General features: G+C 37.1%; 11 protein-coding genes. 4 read left to right on the top strand and 7 right to left on the bottom strand.

The genetic code is table 11. The annotated features are described in order from the left end of the window. Positions 1–151: 151 nt before the first annotated feature. Positions 152–1,048, bottom strand: a complete 897-nt coding sequence (locus tag AOM43_RS00485; protein ID WP_059358639.1) for a DUF1259 domain-containing protein — start codon at positions 1,046–1,048, stop codon at positions 152–154. Positions 1,049–1,226: 178 nt separating this feature from the next. Between AOM43_RS00485 and AOM43_RS00480 the strand changes: the two genes are divergently transcribed. From AOM43_RS00480 to AOM43_RS12890, 3 genes are all read left to right on the top strand, one after another. Further along, positions 1,227–2,036 (top strand): penicillin-binding transpeptidase domain-containing protein, encoded by an 810-nt coding sequence (locus AOM43_RS00480; protein ID WP_161792746.1) that lies wholly within the window; start codon positions 1,227–1,229, stop codon positions 2,034–2,036. 344 nt (positions 2,037–2,380) lie between these two features. After that, complete coding sequence (locus AOM43_RS00475; RefSeq protein WP_059358638.1) at positions 2,381–2,620, top strand: alpha/beta fold hydrolase; 240 nt, start codon at positions 2,381–2,383, stop codon at positions 2,618–2,620. Positions 2,621–2,722: 102 nt separating this feature from the next. After that, positions 2,723–3,304, top strand: a complete 582-nt coding sequence (locus AOM43_RS12890; protein ID WP_079978221.1) for a pentapeptide repeat-containing protein — start codon at positions 2,723–2,725, stop codon at positions 3,302–3,304. 49 nt (positions 3,305–3,353) lie between these two features. Here the strand turns inward: AOM43_RS12890 and AOM43_RS13575 are convergent, their stop codons facing one another. The 3 genes from AOM43_RS13575 to AOM43_RS00455 all read right to left on the bottom strand — a co-directional run bounded on the left by AOM43_RS13575 (position 3,354) and on the right by AOM43_RS00455 (position 7,145). Continuing rightward, positions 3,354–4,391 carry a hypothetical protein gene (locus AOM43_RS13575; protein WP_226987335.1) on the bottom strand — a complete coding sequence of 346 codons (1,038 nt, stop codon included), beginning with the start codon at positions 4,389–4,391 and terminating at the stop codon, positions 3,354–3,356. 543 nt (positions 4,392–4,934) lie between these two features. Then, on the bottom strand, positions 4,935–5,627 hold the full coding sequence (locus AOM43_RS00460; RefSeq protein WP_006341732.1) for an SAM-dependent methyltransferase: 693 nt from the start codon (positions 5,625–5,627) through the stop codon (positions 4,935–4,937). A gap of 18 nt (positions 5,628–5,645) precedes the next feature. After that, positions 5,646–7,145 (bottom strand): magnesium transporter, encoded by a 1,500-nt coding sequence (locus AOM43_RS00455; RefSeq protein WP_059358636.1) that lies wholly within the window; start codon positions 7,143–7,145, stop codon positions 5,646–5,648. 348 nt (positions 7,146–7,493) lie between these two features. On the opposite strand from AOM43_RS00455, the gene typA reads away from it, so the two are divergent. Next, positions 7,494–9,326 carry a translational GTPase TypA gene (gene typA / locus AOM43_RS00450; RefSeq protein WP_059358635.1) on the top strand — a complete coding sequence of 611 codons (1,833 nt, stop codon included), beginning with the start codon at positions 7,494–7,496 and terminating at the stop codon, positions 9,324–9,326. Positions 9,327–9,348: 22 nt separating this feature from the next. On the opposite strand, the gene AOM43_RS00445 is transcribed toward typA, so the two are convergent. The 3 genes from AOM43_RS00445 to AOM43_RS00435 all read right to left on the bottom strand — a co-directional run bounded on the left by AOM43_RS00445 (position 9,349) and on the right by AOM43_RS00435 (position 15,127). Then, a complete protein-coding gene (locus AOM43_RS00445; RefSeq protein WP_059358634.1) occupies positions 9,349–11,433 on the bottom strand; it encodes a protein kinase domain-containing protein in 2,085 nt (694 codons plus the stop codon). A 124-nt stretch (positions 11,434–11,557) separates the two neighbouring features. Continuing rightward, positions 11,558–13,624 carry a protein kinase domain-containing protein gene (locus AOM43_RS00440; protein ID WP_226987334.1) on the bottom strand — a complete coding sequence of 689 codons (2,067 nt, stop codon included), beginning with the start codon at positions 13,622–13,624 and terminating at the stop codon, positions 11,558–11,560. A 270-nt stretch (positions 13,625–13,894) separates the two neighbouring features. Next, a complete protein-coding gene (locus AOM43_RS00435) occupies positions 13,895–15,127 on the bottom strand; it encodes an F-box/WD repeat-containing protein (RefSeq protein WP_059358632.1) in 1,233 nt (410 codons plus the stop codon). Positions 15,128–15,508 lie beyond the last annotated feature (381 nt).

The raw sequence follows: 15,508 nt of genomic DNA, 5'->3' as shown, positions 1-15,508 counted from the left end.
CAGAAAAAAATGCTTAAGCTCGATTTGTTGAACACCACGTCTCGCAACCCCAAACAAAATAAAATCATGCATTAGGGTGATCGAAATTTTTTTTCACAAACCATACGATTCGCCAGAGTTTCTCATGAGTCAACTTCACATTTTCTTTATATCACTTTGTTAACTTTAAAGCCTCTTTAACAGTGTTTGCGAGATTTTTGGCATTTCCTCGTCCCCAATAATGAAGAAATATCATTCTAGGATGCTCCAACGTCATGTGTTGATGAATGGCAACAATATTGATATCACCTTTCCTCAGAGCTTTCAGAACAGATTGTAATTCATTTTCTAAAACGGCAAAATCACCATCTATAATGGCATTTTCGTTCGTTCCAGCAAAAGCTGCCCACGTATTAACCCCCATATCACCGCCGAGAATAACATCACCCATTTTCACTGATCTTCCAAAAACAAATTTTGCCATTCCATCTTTACTTTGTCCTTTCGTGTCGAAAATTTTCTCTAAGCTTGAAATGTCGATGGAATTCTGGCTAGAAATGTGGACACCTCCAAAATTTTTTGATGGATAACTATTTTTTATTCTGATGTCTTTAACCACATCTAACGCCTTTTTTACACCACCAGCTAAATGAGCAAGAGGCCCTTCTCCCCCAATATGCATGAAATAAACTTTAGGTGTATCGTAGAAGAAGTGATTGTGAAGAGCTGTAACATCGATATTGCTGTTCAAAAAAACAGTCATCACTGGATTGACTTCATCTTGAAAGAGAACAAAATCCCCCATCACCATAAATTTGTTCTCTCCAACAGAAGTGAAAGCTGACCAAGAAGTTAATCCCATAAATGGATCTAATTGAGTGTTGTCCACGGAGATCTTAATATCATTTCTTGGAAAAATGGCTTTGAAAACTTTTTCTTTTTCATTATATGTACCCTTTAATCTTGTCAACGATTCATATTTATCTTTAGATAACTGGGAATTACTGTAGAGATTGGAAAAACCAAAAATACCAATTGCAAGACAGATTAAATATTTCAGCTTATTCATCAAACTGACTCCATTGACTAGTTATTTTAATTTCATCGATTTGCAAACTAAAAATAAAGATTACATTCTGTGGTATACAGCAAAACTTAATACAACGCCAGGCATTGTATAAAAAACTAATTCCCTAGCTTACAAAGCATTTATTCCATTAGAATCCTTGCAAAAAATGAGGTTTTCAATGGATCGTCGATTATTTTCAAGATTAATAATTTATTTTCTACTCTTTTTTCCTAGCATGAATGTTTTTTCAACTGAGGAAAACTTTCTTCTCATTAACGGCACCACCAGTAAAATCGTGCACGAACTAGGCCCTCACATCCATGAACGCGTCACGCCTTGCTCTACTTTTAAAATTGTTTTGAGCTTGATGGGATACGATGCAGGAATCTTAAAGGATGAAAAAACACCTATTTGGTTTTTTCAAGAAGGTTACGATGACTTCTTAACATCATGGAAAGAACCACAGAGCCCACACTCTTGGATGAAAAGCTCTTGTGTCTGGTACTCTAGGGTATTAGCGACAAAACTTGAAATCGAAAATATTCACCATTATTTAGCCATGTTAGAATATGGGAATCAAGACATGTCAGGAGGACTGACAAAAGCATGGATAAGCTCTTCTTTGAAAATTTCCCCTAAAGAACAGGTTGATTTTATTCAAAAAATGGTTCAAGAAAAGCTTTCCATTTCAAACAGTGCCATACAGATGACTAAAGTGCTCTTATTTGTCAGCGAATTACCTGAAGGATGGAAGTTATTTGGAAAAACAGGATGGGGTTCTATCGTTGAACAAAATCAAAAAATTTCAGAAGTTGGTTGGTTTATTGGATGGGCCGAAAAAGATCAGATCTTTTTCCCGTTCGCCTACAGCATTCGCGATGAGAAAATAAATCTTGCTCAAAGAATACCAAGAGTTAAACAGCTCTTAGCTGAATCTAATGCAGTGTATAAATCCAACAAAGATACTGCGCTTCATATAATGCCATAAAATATTTAGATAGGGGTATTTAAAGGGCTTTTGTCCTTTTACCCCTTTTCTTACCACTAACCACATGAAACGTGGCCCCATTGTCGTTCTTATGCCTCAATTCGATATAGAAAATGCTCCGACTCCACACTTGCAACAATCAATTGGTCGGGAGCTGGCGACTGGTCATGGCGTGAAGAACTTTGGGCTTTTTTACAACAATTGCTTTTCGACAACCCAGAATGCCTCCACCATACCAAACTCAGTAACTGTAGCATATGTGTAGATCAAATCAACTCGCGAGAACGTTATGACATACATATGGAAGCCATTGCATATAATCCAACTCCCGATCAATATTTTTTATGGATGACCTTCAAGTATCATGCAGATGCTCTGCTTTTTACCAAAAAATTCACACACTATTTTTAGTTGTTGCAGGAGCTGAGGATACGATCATACACTCAAGGGATGCTTTTTTCATAAAAGCAAAGAATGCAGATGCTAAAATCACGTACCTGCGTGTTGAAGGGATGGATCACTATGTACGTAAAAGACCCGACATCATCAACCAATCCTTTGAATGGCTTAAGAATCAATTATAAGCTCTACTAAGCCGCCACGCATTGACCTATTCATTGAATTTTGGGGAAAATTCCTATACAATAGTTGCATTCATAAACTTGCAGTTAAAACGGCTGGGACAAATGATAGAATCTTTCAAAGCACCTATTGAGAAACAGATTTTTAAGTCTGAAGATTATTCAAAAAAGTCGTTTGAGTATCATACTTTTATCAATTGTTCGTTTAATAACTGCAATTTTTCAGAAAGTCTCCTGCGGAATGCAAAATTTTGTTCCTGCACTTTTACCGGATGTAATTTTAGCCTTGTAAAGCTGGATGGAAGCCGTATGCAAGATGTTCAATTTATCGATTGTAAAATCGTCGGAGCCGAATTTTTTAAATGTGAAAGAGCTTTCTTTTCGACATGTTTTAAAAATTGTCTATTGCACTATTGCAATTTTTCTGACCTTAATATGAAAAATACAGCCTTTACGGAAAGTAAGCTAAAAGAAAACTATTTTACTAATGCGTCTTTAAATGGTGCCGATTTTAGTGAAACCGATCTTTCAGGAACGATTTTTCACAACTGCGATCTTAGTAAAGCAGACTTTTCGAGTGCAAAGTGTTACGACATTGATCCTCGTACTAACAAAATCAAAAAAGCAAAATTTTCTCTTCCTGAAGTCGTTGGATTACTAAGAGGCCTCGATATTATAATCGTTTAGAAGTTTTTCAAATTCTACCTGAATAAGCTGTCCAGGTGGAAATTGAGAATCATCCTTCAAGTCCCGAGTGTTTCAAAATGACACGGTCCCTTTGATCGATTAAAACGTCTCTCGAAAGCTTATCTACAACTGAAATTGCATCGTCAATATCTGAGCCAATTAAAAGATGGTTTTTTAAACTTGTATCTTTTTGACAAAGACGTCCGTAACTATTTGCATCCGCATAAAAATTCACTTCAAGCCTAATGTTAGCGGGTTTACTCACTTCCATCCAACGAATAAACGTTTCCATTGCATGGGAAGATTTCACGGATGGAACACTTAAATTGCTCACTTGATAAGCCGTTGATAACAACGCTTTCTTTTGCGCTTTTAATTCTCGTATCTGCCGACCCATTTCAGCAAATTTTGAAGCGATGTAAACAGCACCACTCACCCCTCCAAGAGCTACAACCGCGGAAACTCCTGTCATAGCCTTGTCTTTTCTTCGCAATCCTTCAGCTGTTCCAATTCCTCCAACAACAACAGCGATGACTGAAAGAATCACTAAACCCAAAGCTGATTTTTTTTGAGAACTCTTAAGTGATTGAATTTCCTTCTTAATTTGGCCTATTGTTTTTAATGATGATAAGACTTGTCCTTCATTTGAGGTATATCGAAGATCGATCAAGTTTAGACAAATTTTCCCATCCCACATCAGGTACTGCTTTTGTAATTCACTAAATAACCGCACCATCAGACTGAATTCGCCAAATAAGTCGCCCGAAGCAAATATACTCACTTTGATCTCTTTCGATGTATTGGCCTCTCTAAGCTGATTGTATACCATTGTCAGAACTTTATCTATCACACGATTCTCATAGCCTCTGCGAAGATTCGGCTGGTCCATTCTAGAAAACGAATCACATGAGCATTCAGCCAAAGTGCCCATCCAAGGATGTGTAAACATGAAGGAACAGTTACCCATCACGTGGTCTGAGTTTTCACATCCTTTAGCTCGCCAAAGCATTTCCTTATACTTTCCTGCTAAAATAGAATTAAACACACTTTGGCAGGCACTTAATAAAACAGGGTCTTGATTTGTCACGATGTCCGAATGTAAGCAAGACATATTGTGTTTTTTTACATGCCAAATCAAATTAGAATTCGGTCTGTGAAATGGCCGAACTGCCCGATTAAAGTCAGAGATTGGATTTGCAAGGCCTTGCTGTATCCCCATCATTACCTCATTGTTTTTATTTTAAGTAATAATGACAGCTTATTCAAAATCTTCTATTTTTTATATTATTTTTTTTCCAATGGGTAATGAGGTGTTTTTTGAAAATGCTAAAAACTTTTGTTCCCCACTTTATCGCCTATCTAGATGCCAATTATTGAAATCCTCAAACAACAATTGTCACATGAAAAAAAACAGCTATTTTTAAACGTTTAGTCAAATTAACCATATTGCCAGGTATCACACTGGACAGGAATGCGACAGACCGCCTTGGTGGTACTGCTCTACATGTATTTTGTAAAAATACTTTTGATTTTGATACAGGAGAAAAATTAGTCACACAAAACAATACTCACATGAAAAGTCATGAGGGAAAAACACCAAAATGATTGTCATAGAAAATAAATCCGATTTTTATTTCGAATTTTTTACTTCTTGAATGTAAACAATCCCCTCACCCCATGTAAAAGGTACAGAAAGAGTCCTATGAAGATTAAAACCAGAAGAGTAATCGCTTAATGGATAGCTTACTGTCATAATTTTTGTACCTGATGGCAATTGCTTGAATTTTTTTATGAGTTTTTTAATTAAAGAATCCTCCAAGCAAGTGCCATAGAGATAAAAAACTGTTCCACCAGAAAAATCGGATTTTGACATGTCCTCACAACGAAAGTCGATAGCTTCAAGATCACATCGCTTTCTTACCTTCTCAGCTTTTTGAATAAAGGAGGGAACAAAATCAATCCCTACCACGCGGCATTGATAAAAGCAATGCAGCCAAAAACACCCTCGTCCTCGCCCGCACCCAAGTTCATACACCACATCTTTTGGAGTTATTTGACAAGCCTCGGCGATTTTTGCCAGACTCGTTAAAGGGGTCTCTCCGTAAGCATGCACGTTCTTCTCGCCATGACGAATTAAAAATTTTTTGCTAATGGCAAAAGGATTTTGCCAAAGGTACTCTCTCAAGAGTAGAAGATCGCACTGACAGAATTGCCGGTTCTTGTAAAAGCGCCTAACAATGGCACAAAATTCTTTGAAATTGCGGTATTTAACTTTAAAATTTAACTTCAGAAGTTGCCAATAGGTATCTGAATCTTCATCCATGCCAGTCTCTCTCTAGACTTAAAATAAAGACTCATTTGTGGCATAATAAAAGTGAGAATACAAGATATTTGTGACTCTTGCAACGAGGAAAAACATCAAGGTTGATAACACATCGTTAAAAGCTGTCACAATAGGTCCAGAAGCCACAGCCGGATCAACACCGACGCGCACAAAGAAGAAGGGAGATAATGTCCCCAATACCGTTGCAGTCAAGCATGCTCCCAAAACTCCAAAGCTGACGGTCATACAAAGCATAAAGGGATCTGTTCCGAGATCATGAAATCCAAAATGATGCAGCATATAAACAACAGTTCCGCAAAGCAAACCGAAGATGGATCCAATCAGAAGCCCAATTCCAATCTCATTGCTAATTGCTTCACCACGTGTCCCGGGCGACAATTCCCCTGTCGACATCCCTCGAACCAAAATTGTACTACACTGAATCCCCACATTTCCAGACATTCCCGTAATAAGAGGCACAAAAAACGGCACGAATGCAAACCAAATCCGATCATTAAAATGGGACATTGCTGTAGCTGTTACTAATCCTGCGCAAAGCGTCACTAACAACCAAGGTGCACGCCACATAAAGCGTTTGAAAACGGGTTCATGCTCGCTCACACTTTCGGCGGTTCCCGCTATGCTAGCGATGGTTTCATCGGCAATATCTTCCATTGCTTCGACAACATTGTAATAAGTGATCACACCAACTAAGTGGTTATCCTGATTCACAACGGGCAATGCTGGGATCTTATATCTTTCTACAAGGTCAACAACCTCATCGCGGGGTGTATCGACTGTCACTTTATGGAGAACAGGCCCCATGATTTGTCTAAGCTGAACTTCATCGGGATTAATAATCAAATTCCTGCCCGGAACAAAGCCCGCTAACTCGCCGGTATCATTCAAAACAAAAATGCTGCGTGAAAATTCAATTCCTGGATTATTCCGAATACAAACGGCGACCTCTCCAATTGTTGTATTCATATGAAAAGCAAAAAACTCATTGCTCATCAAACGTCCAGCACTATGACGATCGTGTTTTTGTAGTTCTCGTATCCGTGCGGCTTTTTTGGAATCCAGAAGATCCAAAATTCTACGAATACGGCGATCTGACATATCGTCTAATATCCAAACAGCCTCATCGGGAGGCATACCAGAGACTAATTGCAAAATTTCTTCATCATCAATTTCCCGAAAAATAATCGATCGCGTGCTACTGCCCGTATTAATCATAAAAATGATCTTGGCAGCTACATCTGGCAAATTTTCGTAAACAACCACGCGTGCATGGGGAGGGAGGCGACTTACTGCATAAGCTAAGTCAATAGGATCATGCTCGCTCGCAATTTTAGCGACATCGTGCAGGAGAACTTGAGCAGTTTCTTTATGAAAAGCTCTTTCCAATTTTTCATTCAATACGTCGTCTAAATGGCTGACTTTAGTATCGAGAAGATACCCCTGGGGATAATAAGGCGCACCTGTTTTATGCTCTTGGTCATGATTCTCTCTATTCATCTAAACCTCCATAAAACAATCAACTTATGCACCTTACTTAATCTGAACTAACGGCTCAACTTCTTGAGTGAAGAGAAGGGGTCAATTTGAAAAAGTTCAGATTTTTAAACTCTGGACAAGAGGAGCTTAGCCTTTTTCTTTTCTTTTTTCAAGAAAATTAATTGTTGAAAAAGTAATTTAGTTAATTCTTGATTTAAATGTTATATAAAGATATTCTAAACAATCCAAAGAAATTATTTTTAAGTTCCTATCCTCTTTCATGCGGCTTGATAAGATTTGAAGTTTTGAAAAAAATCAATTCACACGCTGAACAGGATAGATTCAAAAACATTCAACCCATAGAGATTCATGTTTTCACCAGAAAAAATTCGAAATATCGCAATTATTGCCCACATTGACCACGGAAAAACAACATTGTTGGACAGCCTGCTTCGGCAATCTAATATTTTCCGTGAAAATCAGCATGTCCCTGATCGTGTTATGGACAGTTATGATCAAGAAAAAGAACGTGGTATCACGATCTTTGCAAAACACACTTCCCTATATTTCTTGGATGACGAGACTAAAGAAGAATATAAAATCAACGTGATTGACACTCCTGGTCACGCGGACTTTTCTGGTGAAGTTGAGCGTATCCTCGGAATGGTTAACTCTGTGCTTTTACTTGTAGATGCGCAAGATGGTCCCATGCCACAGACACGCTTTGTGCTTTCAAAATCTCTTAAAATGGGACTTCGCCCCATCGTTGTCTTGAACAAAATTGACCGTCCACACGCAAATCCAGACGGTGTTCTAGACAAAACTTTTGATCTTTTTACAGAACTTGGCGCAACTGATGACCAACTCGATTTCCGTTATTGCTACGCTTCCGGTCTCTCAGGTTTTGCGATGCACCATCTCAGTGAAAAAAGCACAGACATGAAGCCTCTTTTTGAGCTGATTGTATCTGCAGTGCCAGCACCTCAGGGCAAATTAGACAATCCATTTTTAATGCATGCTGCGACCATTTCTTACGATGACTATGTGGGAAGACAAGCTTGTGGACGTATCCTAGATGGAACAATTCATAAAGGTGATTCCATTATTCACATTGATGAGCATGGTACAGAATCCCGTTGCACAGTTACACGTATTGAAGGCTATTTAGGCCTAGAAAAGATTGAAATGAATGAAGCTGGTGTAGGCGACATCGTATGTATTTCAGGTATCCCTGAAATCACTATTGGCGATACATTATGCGATCCTAAAAAAATTGTGCGCCTTCCAAGAATTAAATTGGACGAGCCAACTGTTTCTGTTGACTTCACTGTTAACAATAGCCCGTTCGTTGGACAAGATGGAAAGCATGTCACCATGAATAAAATCCGTCAACGTCTAGAAAAAGAGAAAAAAGCAAACATCTCCTTGCGTATTACAGAATCGCAAGACGAACAAGATAAAATTACAGTTGCTGGACGTGGCGAACTTCATCTTTCCGTTCTAATTGAAGCGATGCGTCGTGAAGATTTTGAATTTAGCGTTTCAAAACCACAAGTTATTATTAAAGAAATCGATGGTGTCAAACACGAACCAATAGAAAGAGTCCATATCGAAGTACCCGAAGAATATTCTGGAACTGTGATTGAAGAACTTTCCAAACGTCGTGGTGAAATGCAACATTTACACACTAATGAGCATGGCATTACTTCGATTGAGTTTTTAATTCCTATGCGCGGTTTGATGGGCTATCGCAATGACTTTTTGACAGTGACACGTGGACTCGGCATTTTGACGTCTGTGTTTGAAGATTTTGCTCCATGGAAAGGTGCGATTCCAAGTAGACACCGTGGTGTTTTAATTTCTATTTGTCCTGGTAAAACAAACGGCTACGCTTGCTTTAACCTACAAGATCGGGGAGTTCTCTTTACAAGCCCAGGCGACGACGTTTACGAAGGGATGGTTGTCGGTGAAAATAGCCGTGAAAACGACCTCGTCGTTAACGTGATCAAAGGAAAGCAGCTAACAAACGTGCGAGCTTCTGGCAGCGATGAAAACATCATTCTGACACCTGCACGCCGCTTTACTCTTGAGCAAGCCATCGACTATATCCAAGATGACGAACTCATCGAAGTTACACCTCATTTTATTCGCATGCGTAAACGTTTGCTAACAGAAAACGAACGCAAAAGAAAAGGTAAATAAGCCACAAAAGCTCCCGGCTTCACTAAAGCTGGGAGCTTTTTTTAAATTCATCTAATCTATCTTTTACCTCTGTCAAGCAAATCCTTTTTTCATAATCCAGATTAGTCATTGCCGCAATGATCTCGATTAACTCTTCAGGCAGAGATTCTAACACTTTACGATTAAATTCGGGACCATCAAGAGTAGGCAACGGAGGAATTTTCCTTTCTGGAAAGTAATCTGCTCGCAAGACATATTGTTTGGGGTCGTAAGGAATTTGCCCATGAGAGAAAAACTCATATAATAAACAACCCAACGCATACACGTCCATTTTATGAGCAACTTGGTTAAAAAAGCCTTGATTCCCCTCTTGTCTAGCAGAAAAAATCGCATTTAAATCTCCTTCAGGAAGGTACTGTGGAGCCGCTATTGATTCCAAATGAAAACCTCTTTTCTCATCCAAAACGGATGCACCTCCAAAATCTGCCAAAAAGAGTTGAACCATGCCTTCTTTATCGACTTCATAAAAAACATTTTCTAATTTGATATCTCCATGATGTAACAGTTTCGTGCGATAAATACGTTCAAAATTGCAAACCAACTGATAAATGGCATTAAATTTCTTGCCAAACGTTGTGAAAATATCATGCTTTATAGGCTTTAATTTTTTATTTAATCCTGCTGCTTGTAAAAGGTTTCCTTCATACTTATGACATAAAAATGCGTAGCGTGATTTTTGCTCAGCCTCTATTTTCATTCTAAATAGCATTTGAGGTGCTTTTTGCAAACCATGCTCTCTTCCATATCCATGAAAATGTTTGAGCGTATAATATTCATTTTCCAAAATATAATCTGGCATGCCACATGCTATTTTAATCACTTTTAATCGATCTGATAAAAAACTTTTGATTGTGTAAATTGTCCCTGCTGCTCCTTTGTTATAAAAAGTTAAGCTCGCAAGATCTAAAAGAAGGAGTTTTTTTTCGTCAGAAAAGCCACAGGCAATTTTCCAGTCATTTATTTCAATAGTCTGTAGTTTTTGGATATCTTTTGAACCCTGCTTTAAAAAACCCTTTTTTACTAACAATCGAACGATCTTCATGAGGACTGCAGGAGATAAAATCTGCTTTTCCAGCCCTTGCATTTTTTTCAAAATTCTCTCGTAGTAATCAATGACAACATCCATGTTGAGTACTTTTTTATCCATATATGCATTTAAGTTTCCTTTTCCCGCATATTTTTTTATTCTAGATAGCGAGAGATGTAAACGGCGGCTAAGATCTGTAGCATCAACGTTAATAAGCTCATTCTCCTCATCGTCGCATAACACTTGCACAGTATTTTCTGATGCCTCTGATAAGACTTTTAAAGAAAAACGAGGATCATTTTGCCATTTATCAAAAACAAGTCTCTTTTCTTCCTGAGTGGTACCAGGAACGATTTCCCCTTTTTTATTGTAGGTTAGACGACAGATCAAAATATTTTTTATAACGCCAGGTATAATGGCTGGTAAAGGTTTGTTTATTTCTACAGGATTTTCTTTAGGCTTTGTTTGCAGTTGCTGTTCTTCTGACTGCTTTTTAATAATTGCATTCGCATGTTCTTGGACAGTGTATACCAATGCTTCATTACCCTTTAGATCTGGATTTAGAGGAATCTGAACACTTTCCATCCACTTAATCAAACTTTTTCTTCGAATATGAACCGTTTTAAGGCGACCATCCACGATAGCCAAAAATGTCACGCTACGAAAAAAAAGCCGGTCAATCAACCGTGCTTTTTTAATTCCTTTGCTTGTTAACCAAGGTTCCAAGTTCAATCGATGTTGGTAATACTTTCCTGTCAAAAAAGGAAAGGTCGAGCCATTTTTTTGGTAGATAAAAGCATGAATGTTAGAAATAAGCTTAAGCTTGGGCATTTTTTCAAGCTTTAATCCCTGAAATTTGCTCCAATGTTTTAATTCTGAAAAATCTAGACGATATGTTTTAATTCCACAGGGTGTTTTTATATTAACCTTTACACATTGATAAAAAAGAGATGTAAAGCGCCCACGGACTTTAATGCCACTCGATGGATAAGAATCAAAGTAAAATGCACCATTCTTACAAGTGCCAGATATTAGGTTCATACGAACTCCTTAGGATGATTCAATCTGTCATCCAACACTAACACTTCAGATGAATTACTTCTATAAGCATAATCACAATAGGACTGTCAGTCTATTTGCAAGATTTTTGACAGTCCTTAAATAATTAGTATAATGTTAGCTTTTTACCCTTCGAATCCATATAAGCATCAAATATTTTGGCTGCTTCATAAATGTTGATCCGCTCATCCGGATTCAAGTTCACCATTTTTTCGATTAAATCGATGATTTCCAGAGGAATTTTATTCTTTAGCAACAATTCTCGATTAAAATTCGCTTCAGGTGGAGGATGCCCTCCTGGAGCAAATGTCTTCCGACGTACAATGAATTCATCATTGTAGGGGCCATCTAAAGCTCGATTATACTCTCTTAAATGATAAGGCTCGTATCCCCCTGACAAAATAAAGTACATGGAGCTTCCCAAGGCATAGACATCTTTCAATCTAAAATACGCATCAAACAGTTCCTGATCTTCAGGAACTCCTGTATCATACTCTCGCAAAAGCAAAAGATCATTATAAGGGAAATAATTGACCGAAAATATTCCTAGGCCCCGTGCTTTGCCTAAAAAGCGCGCTCCTCCAAAATCGGACAAGTCTATTTCATATGCCTGCCCAACTTCCCTAATAAGCATGTTTTCAGGTTTAATATCTCCATGCCCTAAATTCATTTTTTTAACACAATATTCAAAGCCTTTTAGCAACTTGTATAGAGCCTGAATGGCTTTTTCATCTGGAACAATTTCGTTATCAAACGCATCTCCTATATATTGAGGAGTCAATAGAAACCCTTCTTTCCCCTTTCCTTGTGATAAGTTACTGATGGCATGTGGGGCTTTTTGGATGCCAGGAATTTTTTTCCCGCGAAATCCTCTATGCAGTTTGTGCAAAAAATCATATTCATTTTTCAAAGCGTGCCGAGCAAGTTCTGCCTCAGGAAAATCTGTTCGGATGATTTTTAAGACCTTTGGCCTACCAGACACCGGATTTTGCACACTCAGAGCTTCTATGAAAGCACCCTGATTAATTGTTTTTTTAACTGTCATATCAACGATGTGCAACTTTTTCCCTCGAAAAAGTCCAATATATTTTTTGGCCACTAAAACGGGTGGATCTCCTACTCGCATACTTTTCACAAAAGCATGAATCATTTTCATCAGCTTTTCCGGAGATAAAGAAGTTCTTCCGAGCAACCGTTGTTTTTTAAATAAACGTTTATAATTGGCAAGTACAGTTTCTAAGCATGCCAATTGATCTTCCTTAGAACTTAGGTAAGCTTCCAACTCTCCTTTTTTTGCATACTCTTCTATCTTCTCCAAAGAAAGGTGTAAGCGCTGAGCAAGCTCATTGGCATCAATATAAACAGAAACTGGTTCATTTTTCTGAAGAACAGTGATTAAGATAGGGTTTTGAGAAACCTCGTTTTTTTTCTCATAAATCTTTATGGCAAGAATTGGTGTGGGAGCCCAGCTTGAAATAAAGTGTAATTCTTTTTCTGATCCGCCTTTAAGTTCCTTCCCTTCTTTCGTAAAGGAAGAGACAGTGCTCATGTGGACAAAATTTCCAAGCAGCGCATTAGCTATTAAATCTACCTTGGAACCAGCTAAGGACTGAATCGCTAAGGATCTAATTTTATGCAAAAGACCTTCATCAGAAATCTGCCAATCGACAAAAACATGATGATTTTTTAAATTATCGATTAACTCATCCCTTTTTACTGTATATGTTGTCATTTTTTCTCCATCCCAAAGCGGAAGCTTGACAGTGTTCGTAAACAGCCATTCAAACAAGTTTGCAACTTTAATACCCGTGTCATCAGCATCTAATTTCCAAATATCGAGCTTGATTCTTCCTTTCAAACACTTTCCAGATATAAGATGCTGGCTATATTTTGCCTTAATTTCTTGCGGATAAAGAATATATTGGTGAAATAAATGGGTTAATTCTAGCTCTGAGGCATAAGGTGAAACGTCGATCTCATTTTTTTCTAAAAATTTTACGACATCCCTTGTTTTCAGATAAAAAAATTTCATTCTATTTTCTAATTCAATTTTCAATTCGATTGTATTAAAAAAAAGACATTCAATCATGGTAGGCACGCGAATAGTATTTTGATGACAATTTGTATTTTTGAACATCAAATATCCAGCCTCGTATATCCCGAACAAATTCATAACTAACCTTCCAATGTCGTTTGCTAAATCCAATTTATTTCAAAAGAAAATAATTATTTGGTTAGTTAAAAAATAGATTATAAGAATAACAGCTCTTTGCGACAGCACGCGCTTCCACAAGAAAACCTAGATAGCCTTATAACCATTTTTTTTGGCCATCCAAGTCTTTGAAATCCACACATCCTCTTATGAGGATTCGTGGATGATTACTTTTTTTTAAAGATAAAAATAAGATATTGTCAAACCTTGAAAGAGAATCCGACAAGAATTTTAAAGCACATTTTTTGATGAAAGAGCATCTTCTTCAGCAAAACTATAAATGTAGGTTCCCGAGTTTCTTCGGCAAATGATTTTTCCTTCCCAAGTCAATAAGTAGGCGCGCCAGGAACCCGCAAATTCATCAAGGTTTTTATATTCGACTCCTGTTTCTAAATCACAAATAAAGATAGAAGGTCGATCAAAAACTGTTGCATTGTTTGATATGCTTAAAATTTTTCCATCCAACAGAGCAATGGAATTAATTTTATGAAATTTTGGATTCTCAATCTGAATTTTTTGCAAAAGTTTTTTTTCTTTCCAATTCCAAACATCAATCCTTCCATCAAGAGATCCTGAAACCATTTTGTCATTGGAAATAGCAAGACAAGTTATGGCACAGACATGCCTTTCAATTTGATAAATTTGGGTCCCTAGGGATAAATCCCACATCCGGATTGTTTTATCTTTAGAAGCACTAAAAAGAATATGACCTTGAACTTTTAGGCTTAACACGGCGTGTGTGTGACCTTTGAGCTCACACATTTCATTTAAAGTTTTAAAATCCCACATGCGAATCAAACCATCATCACATCCTGCGATGATGGTTTGACCTACATGTGTCAAAGCCCAAACATCGCAAGTTAGAGGAATCGATCGAATAAGATGTCCTGTTTCCAACTCAATTAAATGAATCACTTTCTCACATCCGCAAATGATAATTTCATTTTGCATACAATCTAAACTCAGGACAAAAGAGGGACAGTCCATTTTTTTGCATTCTTGAAGTGTTGTCAGACTGCTGATTTGAAGAAAATTTGATTGATTTAAGTGATAAGCATTAATGATTCTGCCATCGTTTAAAAGAAAAGGGGGACCATTATAAAAATTTAATAAATCGGGACATAATTTATAAACTTTAGGTTGAATCTCTTTATTTTTAATGAGTCCATCTAATTTTTTGGCTTGACAATACTGAAAAGCAGTAGCCCCTTTGCTTTCAGCAGATGTTTCAGGAAACTGACTTCTATAGATTGTTTTTAGTTTATTAAGATAAACATCTTCAAAATCACAAATAATTTGTTTTAATGCCTTACAAGTAGCTCCGGTTGCAAAGATAGAACTAATATTTAAATGCGAAAGAATTTTTACAATAAGTTCCATCGGAATTTGTAAAAGTATCGGTTCTTGTAACAAATCAATATTTTTTTCTAAAGAGGTAGAATTGATGCCATAAACGCCGTTCATATTTTTCTTTTATATATGTGAGTTTTAAACGTATTTTGTAATATGCATTTACCAGATAAAAATAGTATTTTCCCTAAGAATTAATATGCAAAGCAATTTTCTAGAATACAGGAATAAAAAAAGAAGAGTGATTTAAGATGTTAAATTGCTCAAGATAATTTGATGATCGGAACCTTGTCAGGATAGCTTTCTTGTATGCCCGTTGCAATTGAAACAACTCGAACTTTAAGATCAAATGGCAAAGCGTGCTTTATTTAGTTTTTAAGCTTCTTCTTCATTCTCTTCAAATGTGACATTATCTAGATCTTTTATATGAAGTTTTAAAGCTCTTAACGAGTTTCCAATTTGTTCTAGGATACATTGAAAGATGAATTAAACGCT

The sequence above is a fragment of the Parachlamydia acanthamoebae genome, from assembly GCF_000875975.1.
In the GTDB taxonomy this organism is placed as follows: Bacteria; Chlamydiota; Chlamydiia; order Chlamydiales; family Parachlamydiaceae; genus Parachlamydia; species Parachlamydia acanthamoebae.
The sequence above is the reverse complement of the archived record's forward strand: the minus strand, read 5'-3'. Positions and strand labels throughout refer to the sequence as shown.